The sequence below is a fragment of the Psychrobacter sp. M17(2026) genome (assembly GCF_055699815.1).
This window is the reverse complement of the sequence record NZ_CM146741.1, coordinates 1854304-1872515: the sequence shown is the minus strand read 5'-3', so window position 1 is coordinate 1872515 and position 18212 is coordinate 1854304. Positions and strand designations below refer to the sequence as shown.

Genomic DNA, 18212 nt, shown 5'->3' with positions numbered 1-18212 from the left:
CAACAAAGACCGCTGGGTTGGGCACTTTATTAAACTATTAAGAAAGTGCACCATAGATCAAAAATGCTCATTCTTATTAAGGCTGAGTAGTATCTTCTTCAGTACCTGCAGTATTGATTTTTACTGCAAACATCATAGCAGCGTACTGTTGTGGCGCTATTGTAGTGACGGTACCGCCAACTCTAGTGGCATCCAAATCAGCTGAGTACTTATTGGTAGTAGGCTTTATAGTTGGGCCAGTAACGTCATCAAGTTTGATCTCAAAGCTTGGCGTCGTTGTACTAGTCAAAACAGTAGCTATATCACCGAACTGAGATATAACATCACTTATAAGTGTGTTATCAAAAGTGAAACGCGCATCTGCAGTCGAGAAGTTATTAAAAGCAGATATCTTATAAACGATACAGTTACCAGGCGTAGCGCTAATAGGTCCGTCGGCGAAGTTTAATGCCGCATTTGCCCCGCAAGTTACATTCAAAGCTTGCTGTTTATTGAGTATTAAACCTTTAACTACCGTTTTATTGATGACTTGAGTATTAGGCACAACTGGGGCATCTGTACCACCTGGAATTAAAGTAATATTAATATTTTCTGTAGTGCCTAGAACAGCATTCTCAGATTTAGTTTTATAGTTAATAGTAACTGTTGAGCCTGGAGCCATACCAGTCCAGGCAGGCGCGCCATCTTTAGGAAGGGCATTAGTTAAGTCATTATCACCGTTGCCATCACGTAGGATAGTATAAGTAAAGTTAGGCGTAGCAGGATTATTATCAGGATCGTATACTAGCTCGACTGAACCCGTTACTACGGTTACTTTATTATTAGCGTCAGGCTTAATGGTAAATTTAATCTCGCCTGGCGTGTCACCTTCGACTTCTTTTCCTGAGTTAGTAATAACGGCAGAATGAGTCACCAACGTAGTCGCAGAAGTATTGGTTGGAATCTCTTTACTAGTTTCGCCGCTAATGTCAAAAGCACGCTGATTAGCGATCAATGGGGACGTTGAATCACCACCAGTAGCAGCGTTATTAGCACCATTGATGATTTCACTATCGTCAGTTGTTGGATAATAATTTCCAGTGTTTTGAGCGGTATCATCTGGATCTGTTGTATCGTAAATCTCACCACTGTCAGCCCCTAAATTAAGCTTGACTACGGCATGGTTGACAACACCTTTGACTACAGCACTAAGTTCGTCAGCATCTCTTTGCACATCAAACTTGATGGTCGCTGTTTCGCCTACGGCTAGATTAAGGTTAGTAACAAGGACACTATCGTTATTGGAACCTGAACCTGCGCCGTTCTTGCCCGCAGCAATACTAGCACCGTTGCTCACACTCAGATTTGGGCTACTTGCCAAACGTAAGCCTGCTGGTAGGTTATCAATAATATTGATCCCATTAGCAGCGTTGGCATAAGCTGCACTACCATCGTTCAGCACAGTGACGGTATAAGTCACGATATCACTGGCATCATTTAAGTCCAAAGTACTACCCGTGCGACTGGTAATCTTAAAGACAGGTACTTTTGTCGTACTGTTATTGACGTTTGTAAGATCAGCTGAACCAGGTTCAGCAGTAGTGATAAAGGTACTGCTTGCTCCTAGTGTCAAGTTTTGTAGTTCACCACCGACGTTGTCACGAGTTTTCGCAGAAATAGCGATGTCTGCTCTTGCGCCCGCTGGTAACGTAATGACTTTATTTTGGAACTCGGTACCTGTGACTGTAGTAGAGCTAGTCTGTGTACCTAATGCATTATAAATAATATAAGTGACGTTGGTTAGATCCAAGTCATAGTCGCTTGCATTTTGAGGTGTGATACCTGGAATAGTGCCACCTTGAGTCAATGACATGGTATAAGTGTCATCTATGTTGCCTGAGTTAGTCAAAGTATGATTAAAAGAGACACGACCTTTAGGAGTAACGACTATGCTTTTGTTAAAGTCATCTGCTGTGTCGCCATCTTCGTTATCAGCTGATAAGTCAAATGCAGCACTTTGCGTAATATTTACTGTGACAGGGTTGGATTTGACTGGAGTCTGCGCTACATCACCAATACTATAAGTCGCTGTAGCCACGTTAGTAACAGTAGGGGTCGATCCTACTGATGTCGTGGCAGCAATAGCAGTACCAGTAATACCCAGTGCACTGACAATACCAACGGTCAGTACTGAGTGTTTAAATAAGTTAGATTTCATGCGGTGAATCTCCTAAAGGTTCTAAATGAAAAGCTCTAAAATGAACCATTCAACAAAGGTTTAAATAAAAAATAGTAAACTAACAATGGTAGTAACCAGCCAGTGATTAGCAGTACTAGTCAACAATAGTGTTAAGAGCGACAGCAGCGGACTTCTGTGCAGGCAAGAGTTTAATATTCCAGCGTAGGGTACGATATTCAGAAAAGGGAACTTTGACTAGCTTGCCCTCGACTTTGCGCATCAGTGGCATATCAGCATAGTTTTTACCATCGATGCTTGCTTGTGCACTAGTAGGACTTGCTTCACCAGTAAAGGTCATATTGGCAGGGATAGGTAAGACTACTGCCAAATCTTGGATATCTTTGTTGACAGTGTTTACATAAGTCGCTTTGTACTGAACGACTGTGCCAGCAGGTGCTGTGCTAATAGGGGCATAAGAAACTTTACCATTGGCTGCGGTGATAACTTTATTAGCAGATAGCTCCATCTTTAGTGCTTCCTCAGCATAGGCAGTATTGAGTAGACATACTGATGCTAACGCTGCGATCAAAACACTCTGAATAGGCTTTACATATTTCATTTAATATCCCTTATATGAATATTGTGTTAAAAAATTCTAAATCTATAATAAACGAGCAAATATTGTGCCAGAATATTATATAAAACATTTATTTGCGATATACGGCTGTTTAACGGACTTATTTGGTAGCCATTTTTACAAATAAGTTACATATAGTCACTTTAATTCCGATAAACGGTAAAATTAATAGCGTTTACAGTAATATAGTTAAATGATTGATTAGCTGCCGTAACTTATTTAGTGTCAGAAAATAATTTGGCTTTTATTGATGTGGTGGAGCCAGCAAGCACTTTTACCCATTCAAATTTGCTGGATAAGACAGTGCTGTTTCGACCATATATGAAGGGTTACTGCGAGCATAAACTTCTGCAGCAATACCAAGCGAACGTAGTGGGCTAAAAACAGACTTTATTGGAGGAGTGGATAATTCATCATTGATTTGTACACTCTGTAATTCAATATCACCTCATCTCCTCTGTTAAATGCTTCAATTCTATAAGCTAGAGTAAATTGCGCTTAATTAACATAAGATCTAGGTCTTAGGTATTTATATGCAATAAATGTACCAGTAAAGTTAAAATTGTAAATATACGTATCTGATATTTGATCTTCATATGCAAGTAATAATTTGAAACAGATAGGGTTTATCGTGAATACACGAGGGTAGATTTAATAACAGGCATGTCTTTTAATACTACGATTATGGTCAGAGGATATAAGATAGGAGGTATGAGGGAATAATAGTCATTATTAATTGAGAAAACCAAATTTTGACACTTCAGTTTATTAAGGGTGACAAATTTTGTCACCCTTAATGTTTTCTTAACAGTGTAAGGCTATAGATTTGTCGCATATTACAAAAAATCTATAAAAAATGACGTTTCCTAGATAATATTTAATAATGTGAATATATTGATCATTTATCTAAAAAATATTTATGCCAATAGTATTTATAAACAGTTATAAACAACACGGGGATAACTGTTTATAATAACGGGCTATAATTCTATGTATAGAGGCTATCAAGTCTTTTATTTACTAAGTCTTAGGTATATAGGTTTCAGGTACATAGCTCTCAAGTACATAAGTTTTAGGCATAAGGGAAAATTATACTGACTATATGTTATAGTCAGCTGATAGTCGCTATTTTATAGACAAGTGATGAGTGATGTTGTGTTTGAGACGATGGCAATATAAGTGAGCTCTAATCTTAACCTAATCAATAACACTCGATCCTATTTACTGATTAATCTCTAGCATAGCAATACTCTGCTCTAAACGAAGTGATAGACAGTATCGAATAAGATCTGACTTAATTTCAATTAGGGTGCTATCAAAATTAAATGATCATAAAGAATAGATAAAGGTTTTTAGTTTTGTCATTAGTCTTTATAATTATGCAATTATGGTTATGTCGTAATTTTTGTATTACCATGTTAGACCCCTCTAATCGCACCAACCTACTAAATTGACAGACACCTTTGAGTGCTGTTGCCCCGCTGGACACAGGACTGCTTAAATGTAGCAAGGACGTCGTTAAGCTACCTTTGTCTCATCAAACTGTTCAATTACCCCCTGTTATTGCAGGAACGACTGATATATAAGGATTATCGTAGATGAATTATTATAAGGATGCTGATAGCACCGAAACCCAAGAATGGCTGGAAGCGTTTGAGTCCGTCATAAAACACGCGGACAAAGATCGCGCACAGTTTTTATTAAAAGCGTTATACAACATGGCGGTGCAAGAAGGGCTGCCTTTTAACCGTTTGGACACTGCTTATGTCAATACTATCGCTGTTGAAGATGAGCCGATGTACCCTGGTGACCCAGCTATTGAGCGTAAGATTCGTGCCTTGATTCGCTACAATGCTTTGGCAATGGTGATGCGTGCAAACAAAAATGACGACGACTTAGGCGGTCATTTGGCATCATTTGCCTCTAGTGCTACCCTCTATGAGACAGGTTTTAACCACTTTTTCCGCGCTGCCAGTGATCATTTTGGCGGTGATATGGTTTACTACCAAGGTCACTCAGCGCCAGGTATCTATGCGCGTTCTTATTTAGAAGGTCGCTTGGATGAGGAGCAGCTAGATAACTTTCGTCGTGAAGTAGGCGGCAAGGGACTGTCAAGCTACCCACATCCCTACCTAATGCCAGATTATTGGCAGTTCCCTACAGTATCTATGGGCTTAGGTCCGATCATGTCGATCTATCATGCGCATGTCCATCGCTATATGGAAAACCGTAAACTGCTAGAGTCGGAAGGGCGCAAAATTTGGGCGTTCTTAGGTGATGGTGAAACAGATGAGCCAGAAAGCTTAGGTGCTATTTCTCTTGCTGGTCGTGAGAAGCTTGATAACCTCATTTGGGTAGTCAACTGTAACTTACAGCGTCTTGATGGACCGGTACGTGGTAATGGTAAGATTATTCAAGAGCTCGAGTCAGTATTCCGCGGTGCAGGCTGGCGAGTAATAAAGGTGATTTGGGGCGGTAAGTGGGATAGTTTGCTTGCCAATGATGATACGGGTGTGCTCAAACACCGTATGGAAGAAGTGGTCGATGGCGAGTATCAATTATATGAGGCGCGTACGCCTGAATTTACGCGCAAAGGGTTCTTTGGTAAATATCCTGAGCTAGAAGAGATGGCAGATGCCTTGACAGATGATGACATCTCACGCCTAAACCGTGGTGGTCATGATCCGATGAAGGTCTATGCTGCGTTTAGTGAAGCGATGAAAACCAAAGGTCAACCAACCGTTGTATTGGTTAAGACGGTTAAGGGTTACGGCCTATCTAACCAAGCGCAAGCAGTCAATAACTCACATCAAATCAAAAAGCTTAATCAAGAAGCTTTGGTATATTTCCGTGATCGTTTTGATTTGCCCTTTACCGATGAGCAGCTAGAGACGCTACCTTTTTATCGCCCTGAAGAGGGTTCAGCGGAGATGAAATACCTAAAAGGTCGCCGTGAAGCGTTAGGCGGTCATCTACCAAACCGCCGTAGTGGTCATATTCCACTAAATATTCCAGAGTTGTCTATCTTTGATCGCGTAATACAAGGTAGCAAAGGCAAAGAGCAGTCGACGACTATGGTGTTTGTACGTCTTCTATCGGCCATGCTAAAAAACAAAGACATCCAAGACCGTGTGGTACCTATCGTACCTGACGAAGCACGCACCTTTGGATTAGAAGGTATGTTCCGTCAACTGGGTATCTACTCTGCTCTTGGGCAAAAATATACGCCAGAAGATAGCGAAGCTTTGATGGGCTATAAAGAAGCCATCGACGGTCACATGTTAGAAGAAGGTATCAATGAAGCGGGTGCTATGAGTGCCTGGATTGCTTTGGCAACCAGCTATTCTGTTAACGCGTTACCGATGATTCCGATGTATATTTACTACTCAATGTTTGGTTTCCAGCGCGTTGGTGACTTGGCTTGGGCAGCAGGAGACTGTCAGGCTCAGGGTTTCTTACTAGGCGCGACAGCAGGCCGTACTACGCTAAATGGCGAGGGTCTACAGCATCAAGATGGTCATTCGCAGATATTGTTCAATGTCGTGCCAAACTGTGTCAGCTATGATCCTTGCTTTGGTTATGAGCTGGCAGTCGTGATGCATGACGGTCTGCGTCGTATGTATGGTGAAGGCGAGCGCGTTTATTATTACTTGACGCTCATGAATGAGAACTACGAGCAGCCTGCTATGCCAGAAGGTGTAGAAGAAGGTATCAAACGTGGTATGTATCTGTTAGAAGATAATGGTTCAACTCAAGTTCAGCTATTAGGCTCAGGGGTCATCTTACGCGAAGTGCAAAAAGCAGCTCGTATCCTAAAAGATGAGTTTAACATCACCTCTAACGTCTGGAGTGTAACGAGCTTTAATGAGCTGACTCGTGACGGTATGGCTTGTGATGACTACAATCGCTTGCACCCTATGGAAGAGGAAAAAGTTTCTTGGATCACTGAGCAGTTAGCACCGCACGAAGGTATCGTGGTTGCAGCAACGGATTACATGCGTAATTATTCTGAGCAAATCCGTGCTTGGTTACCAGACAACCGTCCTTATACTACTTTAGGTACTGATGGTTATGGTCGCTCGGATACCCGTGAGAACTTACGTAGCTTCTTTAATGTTGATGCGGCACACATTGTCGTTGCAACTCTTAAGCGCCTAGCGGATGAAGGTGAAGTTGAAATGCGCTTGGTCAAAGACGCGATCTCAAGTTTTGGAATCGATGTTGATCAGCCACCAGCATGGCAGCAGCAACCTCATTATGATCATTTCCCAGATGCACCTGCGCCTGACAAGGTAAACCCGAATCCTGTACCTGAGTTTGTTGGTGAAGACGATGATGAAATCAGTAGTGAAGGTCGCGCTGAAGACAAAGCCGATGCCCAGTTACTTAATGATGATGACGTCGCAGAATAAACTACAAGACAAGGTAGTCTTAAGATAAGGATAGTAAGGATGGAAATTAAAGCCCCCGATTTAGGCGTCGATAGTGCCGAAGTCAGCGAGATTATGGTACAAGTCGGCGATGTGATTGCCAAAGATGATAATATTATATTATTAGAGTCTGACAAAGCCTCAGTCGAAGTACCAAGCTCTGCTGCTGGAAAAGTCACTAAGATCAATGTCGCTATTGGCGATCAGGTCACTGAAGGCGTACTTTTAATTGAAATTGACAGCGCTGATTCTGATAGCGCCGAAAGCACACCTGAGACCCAAGAAAAACCAGCAGAAAATAAGACTCAAAGCAATGAAGCTAAGACTGAAGTGGCAAGCGATAACGCCTCTGAGTCCAAAGCCACACCTGCTAAAGCGGCAGCAAAATCCGCAACAACGCATCCATTGCCTGATCTTGGCGTCGATGAAGCGCAAGTAGCTGAGATTATGGTCAGCGTTGGCGATATGGTCACTGAGGATCAATCAATACTGTTAATCGAATCTGACAAAGCTTCGGTTGAAGTACCAGCACCAGAGGCGGGTAAGATTGAAAAAATCTTAGTCAATGTTGGTGATATGGTTGCTAATGGCCAAGACTTTATTGTGATCGTTGGCAGTGCTGCGGATGATAGCGCTCAGGTAGATGAGCCTAAAGCTGATGAGCCGACAGCCAAAACGTCTACTGCAGACAAGCAAGCAACACAAACCACAGGTGAGCCTAAGCAAGCTCCTGCTAAGGCTGCGACAGCCAGTACTGCACCAGCAGCGACTGCTAAGCTGACGGAATCTCAAGTTAATGAAAAATTAACAGAGGTTTATGCAGGCCCTGCTGTGCGTAAGCTTGCCCGTCAGCTTGGTGTTGATATCACTCAGGTGAGTGGTTCAGCGATCAATGAGCGTATCCTAAAAGAAGATCTGTTTGCGCATGTAAAAAACAGTTTGAGCACTCAGCAAGCAGCACCTGCTACTAGCAGTAGTGCGCATGCTAGTCTGCCTACATTACCTGATATGAGTAATGCTGCAATCTGGGGCGAGCTTGAGGTGCAAGATCTGACACGCTTGCAAAAGGTGTCTATACCGCAGCTCAACTATAATACTTACTTACCACAAGTGACTCAGTTTGACCTATCGGATATTACTGAGACCGAAAAACTACGTGGTGAGCTTAAAGGCGGTATGAAAGCACAAGGTATAGGTCTGACTATTTTAGCCTTTATCGTTAAGGCTACTGCTTATGCGCTTACTCAGCATCCGCGCTTCAATAGTCATCTAAGTGATGATAATACCCAAGTTATCCTACGCAAAAGCGTGAATATGGGTATTGCTGTCGCTACTGATGACGGCTTGATAGTTCCTGTGATTAAAGATGCGCAAGATAAAGGCATCAAGCAGATTGCTATTGAGATTGGCGAGCTGGCTGTAAAAGCCCGTGATAAAAAGCTTAGTACCAAAGATCTACAAGGCGCTAGCTTTACGATATCAAGCCAAGGTATCTTAGGTGGTACAGCATTTACACCACTAGTTAACTGGCCACAAGTTGGTATCTTAGGTGCCTCAGAGGCAACGATGCAACCAGTGTGGAATGCTGCCAAACAGACCTTCGAACCGCGTTTAATGTTACCACTATCATTATCTTATGATCATCGTGTTATCAATGGCGCTGATGCAGCAGTATTCACCCGTTATGTAGCGAGTTTGTTGGCTGATCCACGCAAGATTTTGTTGTAGAGCTGATTTAACTATCTAGAAGATTTAATAAAAATTAGACTGTCTACAGACGGTCTTTTTTATGGGCTTAACTAATTGATTCAAGGCCTGATATTTATAGGTAATAGACACCAAAAAGCCAGCATCAACGCTGGCTTTTTATTAATAAGTTTATCTGAAATTTACCTATATTAGAACTGTTTAACGAATGCTACGCCATAAACCCAAGGGCTGATATCAATCTCACCAATGTCGGCACCGTTCAAGCTAGCGTCAGTTTTGATATCCATATAGCGGGCATCAATACGGAAAGCTTCAGTTGCAGCATACGGAATATCGATACCAACATGACCTGCTACGCCAACGCTATCATCAAGATCTAAATCTGCACCATTAGAGATTCTTTCCTTAAAAAACATCGTATAGTTGACACCAACACCTACGAATGGCTTGATATTTAATGGCATATTGTCATAGTCAAAATGATATTGTAATGACAGAGTAGGTGGCAGATGTTGGGTGCTACCTGTAAGGACTTCATTACCAGCCGCATCGTTCAAAGTAAAGTCATGATGAAAAGGAATAGCTGCTAGTAATTCAATACCGACGTTATTAGCGATAAAGTATTCACCGCTGATTGTTGGACGAATATCATCATCGACATCAACATTTAGACCATTATTTAAAGTGCCATTGTCGCTTTTTGGATCTACCATGTGCGCGCCAGCAGCAACAGACCAAGTACCAGCAGGAACCGCAAAAGCAGTGGTCATACTAAGTGCCGTAGCAGTGGCTAAAACTAGGGATTGTAGTTTCATTGTTTAAGTCCTTAACATAATAAATAATATTCAGTAATTATTGATGAGGGATGGCATCATTTACTGAGAGACAAAGTTACTATAAAAAACAACTAGTAGCTTATAGGTATTATTATAATATAAAACCCTTACAAACTGTAGTGATTTAAAAATAAACTCTAAACAATTTTATAGAGAACTATCTTATTGGTTAATATATGACTGGATACTGTAGTAACTCCCCACTGCGCTGTAATAGTGCGCGCTTAATGCAGGTAGTGAGCGCAGATGATAACCGTTGTCCAGAATGCGGCTTATCGTTAGTGCAAGCAAATAACTTAAGTAGCAGCTCTTATAAAGAACAGCAAGTTTTGAGCTGGTCGTTGGGTATCATTGCCTTATTGCTATTGGTATTGTGCTATATTTATTACGCAAATTTTGTATAATTGTCACAGCTTTTGTTAAAGTCATGATAATAAGGTTCTAACACGCCCTAAACGTTATAAAACGCTCAAGATTTTAATTGAGTTTTATAAGCTCCATTAGCCATTAGCCATTAGCCATTAAGGTCAGTATGCCATTTCATCCCATACACCGCTTACGTCACTTTGTTTATGACATTCTGCAAAACGATGACCACGATACTTTGTTTAGTCGGAGCATTGATTACTTTTTAATTTTGTTAATCCTGACTAACGTAGCTGCCGTTATTGCTGAGTCTGTCGATCAGTGGTATTACCCTTATCAAGACTATTTTACTTGGTTTGAAAATTTCTCCATCGTGGTGTTTTCGATCGAATATCTGCTACGGTTTTGGAGTGTCGCTGAGGCTAAGCCTGATAATACCACTTGGCGACAACGTTGGGAGTGGCTCAAAAGCCCTTCAGCACTGATCGATCTTATCGCTATTGCACCTGCCTTTTTGAACTTCTTTGTCAGTATCGATTTACGCTTCTTGCGTATATTACGCTTGTTTAGAATCTTAAAGCTCACGCGCTATTTTGCTTCAATGCGTATTTTGCTCGTGGTTATCAGCAAAGAGAAGGGCTCGTTTCAAGCGGTTATCTTTATTTTAATAATTATGATAGTGACCGCCTCTAGTGGCATTTATTTAGTTGAGAATCATGCCCAGCCTGAGGAGTTTGAATCTATACCTAAAGCGATGTGGTGGGCGGTGGTGACTCTAACTACCGTCGGTTATGGTGATGTCACGCCGATCACTAATGCAGGCAAGATATTAGGTGCTATTATTACTATCTTGGGCGTTGGCTTGGCAGCTTTGCCAGCAGGTATTTTGGCCACAGGCCTTGCCAATGAGCTTGAACAACGCCGTGATGAGATCGAGCAGCAGTTTCGTGAGTATTTAGTCGATGGTGATTTTGATCTAGTGCAGAATCAGACAATGATCGATAAGATACGCCGTGAGCTGGGATTGGATCGAGAAGAGGCACAGGCTATCGTCTTACAAGTACTGCGCGAGCAAGCGCTAGAGCAGCGCGAAAAAGAAGTAAAGCAAAAGAACTTCTGCCCTAATTGTGGTGAGTCCTTATAGGCGTTTTTATCAATATACTTAAATATATAGTATTAAAAAAAGCTATTCTCTATGTATTAGAGAGTAGCTTTTTTAATTTAAATTGTTGTGAACCGTATAATAGAGGTTTAGGTAGCAACTGATAGAGGCACAGGTAGGGCACGCGCTAGCTCATGCGCGACTTCTTGCGCCGCCTTTTCCAAATCCTTGGCAGATAGGGGCAGATTCTGTAGGATCAAATGCCAATCGCCAACCTCACGATGTAAGCTTGCTACCCAAAGTGTATGACAATCGCCTGGTAACTGTTTTAAATTAATATCAAAAGCCCGATTGCCTTCATCATCGCTCAAATGTATCTCACCGGCATGGACGCGTCTGAAGGGCTGTTCATAATAAGAGTTCGCTAATAGGCCGATACTAGTCACTTGAGCAGGAATATCTTTCAAATAAAGACGGATTTGCTCTTGATCGAGCGGCGCATGATACAGCGCTTGCTCGCCACGATCTTTACCGTTTAGGCTGTCACCTTGATGGCGAACAGACTCAGCACTATCACGCAGCTGCTTGAACCAAACCATGTCTACAATAGTGCACTGCTTATCATAAAGCACACAAGCGATATCAATGTCTATAGCGCCTTGATTTTGCTTAAAACGATTTTTTTTCTTTTTCTCAGTTTTAGGCGGAGTAAAGTCAAAGTTCAACGAAAAAAACAAAGTCTTCGCCGTGAGTCCTAATGTGGATAGACTGTTAGACAATGTAGATTGAATTGCGATAGCCATAGTATTCCTTTTTTGTAATAACGGTTTTTCATAAGTTTTGATGAATGAGCTATCTTAGAAATAAAACCGACAATAAATTTACTGATTCAGAGGTTTACTCAAATTCAATACCTGATACAGCTTGATAAAGCAGAGCGGGCTTAGTAGCCAACAAGCCATTACCGAAGCCACGTAACCACCAGACTAGCTGTGAGGTAAGATTTACCGTTGCCGATATGGTCAGGGTATCATCGTCATTTAGGGTTACCGTTTGATCGTCACTTAACTTACTTTCCGTCAAGCTTCTACCAGCGCTTTTAGTAAAGTGCAGCTCGATGGCGGTGTTTTTACCATGGTCAGGTAATTGACTCAGTAGCGGATGGGTAAAGCCCATACCGCCAGCATCTAGATAGCTATCTAACTGAAAGCCGCTTGGCGTTTGGGCGCTAGTCTCTAATAGCTCAACGCTAGCAAAGCGGTGTAGGGCAAAGGTGCGAATAATAACATCAGGATCATCAGTACGGGTTGCGAGCAAATAGATAATGACCCCACGTTGAATAATAGCGATAGGGTTCAGTGTATATTCACTTGCCTCAAGCTTATTGCTACGGGTATAGCACGCTTGAATCTGCAGCTGATAAAATAACGCATGATAGATATTGTCTTTGCTCTCTAAGTCGATATGCGGGGCAATTAGTGGCTGAGTGGCAGGCTCAATACGCACACGATCTATCCATGAATGGGTAACCTTGCTATTTTTTAGCTGACGTCGCGCTAGATCAAACCAAGGAAATAACTCATCTAAAATAGCAGGCGGTAATAATTGAGTCAGATTGGCCTCAACCATATTGAAGGCCACCGCTTGCGATAGATTCATATGCGGTAGACTTTGCAGTGGCGCATCATCGCACCAGCGCCAGCCTTGCGGATTGGCGTTATTCTTCTCAATCGGAAAGCGTTTGGCTAAGGCGTTGAGGTCTCTTTGCACTGTACGTAAGCTAATATCAAACCCTGCCAGCTTGAGCTGCTCATAAACATGAGTCGTGCCCACCCAGCGATTACGCTGCAACTGTGATAGCACCTGCCATTGACGTGCGGTGGTCGCGGCTCCGTGTCGGCTGGCAGCATCATTAGTATTGTCTTCGGTTTTGGATGCTGTTTGCTCGCTCATGGAGGAATTACCTTTATCAGTCAGTCTTAAAGCTATTTGGTTTATATCGCTAATGAATTATCATCGCAGAAAAAATTAGTAGCGTCTAGGTTTGTTAGATGAAATCTTGCGACCGTAGATTTTAATACTAACATTGCTCTATGGTTGATTGGCATCTTGTTGGTCCTCATCCTTTATAGGGTCATTCAAAGCAGACTCTTTATCTTTACGCTTTTTTTTAGCCTTGCGCTTAGCTTTGGCCTTCTTTTTGGCTTTATTCGCTTTTTTATCATCAATATCAGCCGCATCGGCTTGGTTTTCATCCCATAACATTAAGCGCTGTAAGACTTTACCAAAGAGCGTCTCTTTACGGTAGCGCCCCTTTTTAGTCATGATATCAATAGGCAATCCCATCATCAGCGTCAGAGCTTGGCTGAGCGTATTGACGCCATAAATATAAAACTGCTCCGCATCAACCGCTTCAATAATATCGTCGCGTAACATCAACTGCTTGACGTTAGCCATAGGGATGACAACCCCTTGCTCACCTGTCAAACCTTGCTCGCGGCAGGCATCAAAGAACCCTGCTATCTTGGCATTAATTCCACCAACCGCTTGTACTTCGCCCAGCTGGTTCATGGAGCCGGTGATCGCTAGCGCTTGATTGATCGGCACATCGGCGAGCGCTGAGAGCAGGGCGCAGGCTTCGCTGACGGTCGCACTATCGCCGTCGATATGAGCGTAGCTTTGCTCAAAGGCGAGTGAAGCACTAAAATTTAGCGCATGATGGCGGCTAAATAAGGCGCGTAGATAGCTGGTCATAATCAGCATACCCTTGGCATGTAAGCTACCGCCTAGATCAACATCACGCTCGATATCTAGTATCTCACCTGCACCGATATTGGGCTGAATCAAAGCAGTCAAGCGCGCAGGCATGCCAAATTCGCTATCAGCATAGCTGACTACCGTGAGCGCATTAACCTGTCCGACAGCCGTGCCTTGGGTGTTGATGAGCTGCTGACCGTTTTTGAGCTCCTGCCAGTATAAATCACGCAGATAGCCTGAGCGTTCATCCATATCAGCGATAGCTTGAGTGACATGACTGGCATCAACGAGCTCACATTCTTGCAGGCGGGCATGACGATTGGACTCTTGTAGTAATTTAATCAAGCGATCGCTGTGTAGACTAAGACGGTTTTGATCTTCAGCTTGTAAGCTCAAATGCTCAAGTAATGCCGCTTGTGCTTCGCTATCAAAAGGATGTAGATCGGCATAGTCGATGATATCAGCCATTTTTGCCACTAGTGCTAGCTCATGCGCGTGGGTGCGAGTGACATCATCGTGAAAGTCCGCGCGTATCTTAAAGACTGCATCAAACTCAGGCTCAAGCTCGAGCAGCTCATAATACAAATCAGCTTCGCCTAATAAGATTACCTTTATATCCAAATCAATAGGCGCTGGTGCCAACGATAAGCTGCCTGTCAACGTTAGCATTTGCTCAAGGCTAGACAGTTTTATTTTACGAGATTGCAGCGCGCGTTTTAGTCCTTGCCAAGCGTAAGGGTGCTCAAGAACGTGGCTGGCCTCTAAAATCAGATAACCACCATTAGCGCGATGCAGAGCACCTGCGCGAATCATACTGACATCTGTGGTCACTGTGCCCAATTGGGTGATCTGCTCAACGTGCCCAAGTAAATTCAGATGGGTCGGTAGATCCTCAAAGATAACGGGCGCACCACTATCAGCCTCATGACTGACCATAACATTCACGCTATAGCGGCTAGGAGTAGTAGCCAAGAGTGGAGATACAAACGCTTCATCATCGCCATTAACAATATGCGCGGCATGCTCAATCATATCGTCAAATATAGTGTGCAAATAGTCAATAACTAAGGGGCTAGCGGCGAACTGTTTATAAAGTGATGCAAATAGTGGCTCAAGTGCGCGCTGGGCGATATCTTTATGTAGGGTTTCAATAGCGCTGTTAGCTTCGTCTTCTAACTGCTCCAAAACGATCGTCAGCTGACTAAAACGCTTGTGCATGTGGTTTTTTTGTGCAAAGTTGTTTTTCTCAACGCTATCGTGCTCATGTTGATCGGTTGTGTTATGCGAGGATGACCGAGTATTCGACTTATCAGACCTAAGCTCATCAGGCGATTCTGTATGCTTAGTATAAATAGAGGTGTTTTCAATACTCTCTGGTAATTGGCTCGGATGCACAAACAGTGCTTTATTATCAAAAGCTCGAAACGTCAATGCCAAATTATACTGCTTGCCCTCAGCACTTAGCTCGTCATAAGCCAAAACTTCTTGCTGCTGAGTGCTGTTCTTAATCGCTTCGATCTCATTTTGATAATGATCACTACGAAAGCGCTGGTTAAGGCGCTTGTGGGCTTGCTGCCATACCTTATTGACTTGCTGCTTTAATAATAAGGCTTGGCCACTAGGTAAGCTCAGCGCCAGCGGCGCACGCGGATCGCTAAAGTTATGTACGTAGACCCAATCATCAGGCGTAGGAGCGTCGCCTGCGATACGGCGTAGCAAGCGGCTAATAATAGTACGTTTACCCAAGCCGTTCTCACCTGCTGCAAACACATGATAGCCACTGGCTTTGATATCCACTGCCGTCTGCAAAGCTTTGATAGCCCGCTGTTGACCAAAACCCACGTCCAAATCATCAGCTACGCGAGTGTCCGTTGGCAGCTGGCTTGGCTGGGTATAGCGTTTTAGATGTTCCGCTGAAATAAAACATTGCTCATTAATCTGTACCGAAATAGGATGCGGCGTTGATTCAGCGGCTATTGCTGTGTCATCTACCGATGCATCTTTCGCGGCTTTATTTTTAGAAGCTTTATTTTTGGAAGTAGACTTTTTATTAGTGCTTTTTTTATTATTAAGAGTGTCATTAGAGAGGTTGTCAAGGAGCACACTAGCGTCTGCCTCATTTATCTGTGCAGGTGTTTGGGTAGATAAAGAGTCAATAACAACGGTCTTTTGAGTCATTGCGGTATCATGGTCAGTCATAGGCGGTACACTATCTCAAAAGTTATAAAGCTTGGTAGGTAAAGCTCGTTAATAGGCAAAGCGTGACATTGCTAAGTATAAATAACAACACGTGGATAACAATGCATGGATAACAACAAAGCGTTGGATCAGTATTTGATCAAAGGTGAGAGCAGTCACCATAGCGCTAAGTTAAAAGTACAATTTTAGTAGCCTAATAGCAGTAAAATCGAATAAATCTTCACTATTAGTGTAGATAGTATAAGATGACGGTCAATGACGCAATCTGCAACTATTCAAGGGGCAGCCTGCGTGATAAAATAATCGGTTCACGCGCTAAAACAGGATAATATACAGTATGTCAGCTTCTAAATTTGCCTATAATAGCGATCAACTGGCTGATCCTACTGGATTTGTAAAGCTTGGCGCGCAGTTGCCAGATTTAGCCGCTATCTTAGCGCAGGCTATACAGGAACTCGATTTATCGCTAACTATGGTACAGCAGCGCAAACTATTATTATATTTAGATCAGTTGCTATTATGGAGTAAAACCTATAATTTGACGGCGATTACCGATCCACAAGAGGCACTTATCAAGCATGTGATCGACTGCTTGGCTATTATAACGCATTTACCCGCTGGGAATTTGTTGGATATCGGTACAGGAGCTGGACTGCCAGCAGTTATTATCGCTATTTGCCAGCCTGAGCGCCAGTGTAGTGCGCTGGATAGTAATCAGAAAAAAATCCGCTTTATTAAACAGGTCAGTAGCGAGCTTGGATTGGATAATATACAGCCTATTGCTGCGCGTATTGAAGCTCATGAGGGGCAGTATAAGGTAGTTACCTCTAGAGCCTTTGCTAGCTTGACTGACTTTGTGACAGCTGCCCAGCCACGTTTGGCGAGCGATGGTTATTTGTGTGCGATGAAGGGCAAAGAGCCGACCCTTGATGAGCTGCAAGCGCTAGAGCAAAAATGGCAGATTAGAACGATCAAATTAAAGGTGCCGCGTCTTGAAGACAGTCGTCATCTTATTGAGCTGACCCAAAAAGCTCTAGCTTAGCCGCTATAATTTTAACTATTAGAGTTTTAGCCACTACAGTTTTACCGCTACAATCTACGACTGAATATCTGAAAACTTAGATAGATAGATAAATAAAAAGTATCACATTAATCAAATTGAGTGAGTGTATGGAAATCATAGCCATTGCGAATCAAAAAGGCGGCGTGGGTAAGACCACAACGGCGGTAAATTTGACGGCAAGCCTAGCGGCTAAGCGCAAGCGTGTCCTGCTGATTGACTTAGATCCGCAAGGTAATGCCACCTCAGGTACGGGCTTGGATAAAAACGATTTGGACTTGACCGTAGCTGATGTCTTGCTTGATGGCGTGTCACTGGCAGCGGCAACGGTTCAGAGTCCAGCGGGCTTTGATGTGATCGGTGCCAATCGTGAGCTGGCAGGTCTAGATATTACTTTGATGGGTCAAACCAATAGCCATGAATTATTAAAAGCAGCTATGGGTGTACTGATAGCTGATCAAAGCGTTAAAAAACCTTATGACTATATCATAATGGACTGTGCGCCAAGCTTGAACCTACTGACGGTTAACGCTCTTATTGCAACCGATAGCGTCATTATTCCGATGCAGTGCGAGTATTATGCGCTTGAAGGTTTGGCTGATTTGTCGCAGACTATAGAGCGCTTAACAGAGCTCAACCCTACGCTTTATATTCGCGGCGTGGTTAGAACCTTGTTCGATGCACGTAATACCTTAGCCAATGATGTCTCAGCTGAATTACAAGCACACTTTGGCGATATCATGTATAAAACCCATATTCCACGTAATATACGTCTGGCAGAAGCACCAGCCCATGGGGTGCCAGTACTTGAATTTGATAAAAATTCAAAAGGGGCTATGGCTTACCAGCAGCTGGCGGCTGAGGTGATTAAACAAAGCCCAAAAAAATCAGCTGAGCGGCTCAAATAGAGCCTAAAAAGCTTTTGCACTAGCTGAGCCTTTAAAGCGCTAGTTAAGC

Annotated in this window: 11 protein-coding genes; 5 read left to right on the top strand and 6 right to left on the bottom strand. The window is 42.8% G+C overall.

Annotated features, from left to right (window positions below):
* Positions 1 to 76 precede the first annotated feature (76 nt).
* Both ACR63T_RS07895 and ACR63T_RS07890 read right to left on the bottom strand, forming a co-directional pair.
* The gene (locus ACR63T_RS07895) at positions 77 to 2197 is read right to left on the bottom strand and encodes a hypothetical protein (protein ID WP_472783626.1); all 2121 of its coding nucleotides are present in this window, start codon (positions 2195 to 2197) and stop codon (positions 77 to 79) included.
* Between the two features lie 115 nt (positions 2198 to 2312).
* Positions 2313 to 2777 (bottom strand): hypothetical protein, encoded by a 465-nt coding sequence (locus ACR63T_RS07890; RefSeq protein WP_305898349.1) that lies wholly within the window; start codon positions 2775 to 2777, stop codon positions 2313 to 2315.
* Between the two features lie 1616 nt (positions 2778 to 4393).
* Here ACR63T_RS07890 and aceE point away from each other — a divergent pair.
* Positions 4394 to 7207 carry a pyruvate dehydrogenase (acetyl-transferring), homodimeric type gene (gene aceE, locus ACR63T_RS07885; RefSeq protein ID WP_305898348.1) on the top strand — a complete coding sequence of 938 codons (2814 nt, stop codon included), beginning with the start codon at positions 4394 to 4396 and terminating at the stop codon, positions 7205 to 7207.
* A gap of 39 nt (positions 7208 to 7246) precedes the next feature.
* The gene (locus tag ACR63T_RS07880; RefSeq protein WP_472783625.1) at positions 7247 to 8953 is read left to right on the top strand and encodes a 2-oxo acid dehydrogenase subunit E2; all 1707 of its coding nucleotides are present in this window, start codon (positions 7247 to 7249) and stop codon (positions 8951 to 8953) included.
* Positions 8954 to 9123: 170 nt separating this feature from the next.
* On the opposite strand, the gene ACR63T_RS07875 is transcribed toward ACR63T_RS07880, so the two are convergent.
* On the bottom strand, positions 9124 to 9750 hold the full coding sequence (locus ACR63T_RS07875; protein WP_305898346.1) for an OmpW/AlkL family protein: 627 nt from the start codon (positions 9748 to 9750) through the stop codon (positions 9124 to 9126).
* Between the two features lie 553 nt (positions 9751 to 10303).
* On the opposite strand from ACR63T_RS07875, the gene ACR63T_RS07870 reads away from it, so the two are divergent.
* Positions 10304 to 11281 (top strand): ion transporter, encoded by a 978-nt coding sequence (locus ACR63T_RS07870; protein WP_305898345.1) that lies wholly within the window; start codon positions 10304 to 10306, stop codon positions 11279 to 11281.
* Between the two features lie 107 nt (positions 11282 to 11388).
* Here the strand turns inward: ACR63T_RS07870 and ACR63T_RS07865 are convergent, their stop codons facing one another.
* The 3 genes from ACR63T_RS07865 to ACR63T_RS07855 all read right to left on the bottom strand — a co-directional run bounded on the left by ACR63T_RS07865 (position 11389) and on the right by ACR63T_RS07855 (position 16195).
* Complete coding sequence (locus ACR63T_RS07865) at positions 11389 to 12042, bottom strand: TerD family protein (protein ID WP_472783624.1); 654 nt, start codon at positions 12040 to 12042, stop codon at positions 11389 to 11391.
* 94 nt (positions 12043 to 12136) lie between these two features.
* The gene (locus tag ACR63T_RS07860; RefSeq protein ID WP_201569211.1) at positions 12137 to 13192 is read right to left on the bottom strand and encodes a WYL domain-containing transcriptional regulator; all 1056 of its coding nucleotides are present in this window, start codon (positions 13190 to 13192) and stop codon (positions 12137 to 12139) included.
* Between the two features lie 138 nt (positions 13193 to 13330).
* Positions 13331 to 16195 carry an AAA family ATPase gene (locus tag ACR63T_RS07855; RefSeq protein ID WP_472783623.1) on the bottom strand — a complete coding sequence of 955 codons (2865 nt, stop codon included), beginning with the start codon at positions 16193 to 16195 and terminating at the stop codon, positions 13331 to 13333.
* A gap of 337 nt (positions 16196 to 16532) precedes the next feature.
* On the opposite strand from ACR63T_RS07855, the gene rsmG reads away from it, so the two are divergent.
* Complete coding sequence (rsmG, locus tag ACR63T_RS07850) at positions 16533 to 17237, top strand: 16S rRNA (guanine(527)-N(7))-methyltransferase RsmG (RefSeq protein WP_201569209.1); 705 nt, start codon at positions 16533 to 16535, stop codon at positions 17235 to 17237.
* Between the two features lie 128 nt (positions 17238 to 17365).
* A complete protein-coding gene (locus ACR63T_RS07845; RefSeq protein ID WP_472783622.1) occupies positions 17366 to 18163 on the top strand; it encodes a ParA family protein in 798 nt (265 codons plus the stop codon).
* Positions 18164 to 18212 lie beyond the last annotated feature (49 nt).

Coding starts and splice junctions, on each gene's coding strand:
- ACR63T_RS07895 (WP_472783626.1), bottom strand. CDS start 2,197: ATGAAATCTAACTTATTTAAACACTCAGTACTGACCGTTGGTATTGTC.
- ACR63T_RS07890 (WP_305898349.1), bottom strand. CDS start 2,777: ATGAAATATGTAAAGCCTATTCAGAGTGTTTTGATCGCAGCGTTAGCA.
- aceE (WP_305898348.1), top strand. CDS start 4,394: ATGAATTATTATAAGGATGCTGATAGCACCGAAACCCAAGAATGGCTG.
- ACR63T_RS07880 (WP_472783625.1), top strand. CDS start 7,247: ATGGAAATTAAAGCCCCCGATTTAGGCGTCGATAGTGCCGAAGTCAGC.
- ACR63T_RS07875 (WP_305898346.1), bottom strand. CDS start 9,750: ATGAAACTACAATCCCTAGTTTTAGCCACTGCTACGGCACTTAGTATG.
- ACR63T_RS07870 (WP_305898345.1), top strand. CDS start 10,304: ATGCCATTTCATCCCATACACCGCTTACGTCACTTTGTTTATGACATT.
- ACR63T_RS07865 (WP_472783624.1), bottom strand. CDS start 12,042: ATGGCTATCGCAATTCAATCTACATTGTCTAACAGTCTATCCACATTA.
- ACR63T_RS07860 (WP_201569211.1), bottom strand. CDS start 13,192: ATGAGCGAGCAAACAGCATCCAAAACCGAAGACAATACTAATGATGCT.
- ACR63T_RS07855 (WP_472783623.1), bottom strand. CDS start 16,195: ATGACTGACCATGATACCGCAATGACTCAAAAGACCGTTGTTATTGAC.
- rsmG (WP_201569209.1), top strand. CDS start 16,533: ATGTCAGCTTCTAAATTTGCCTATAATAGCGATCAACTGGCTGATCCT.
- ACR63T_RS07845 (WP_472783622.1), top strand. CDS start 17,366: ATGGAAATCATAGCCATTGCGAATCAAAAAGGCGGCGTGGGTAAGACC.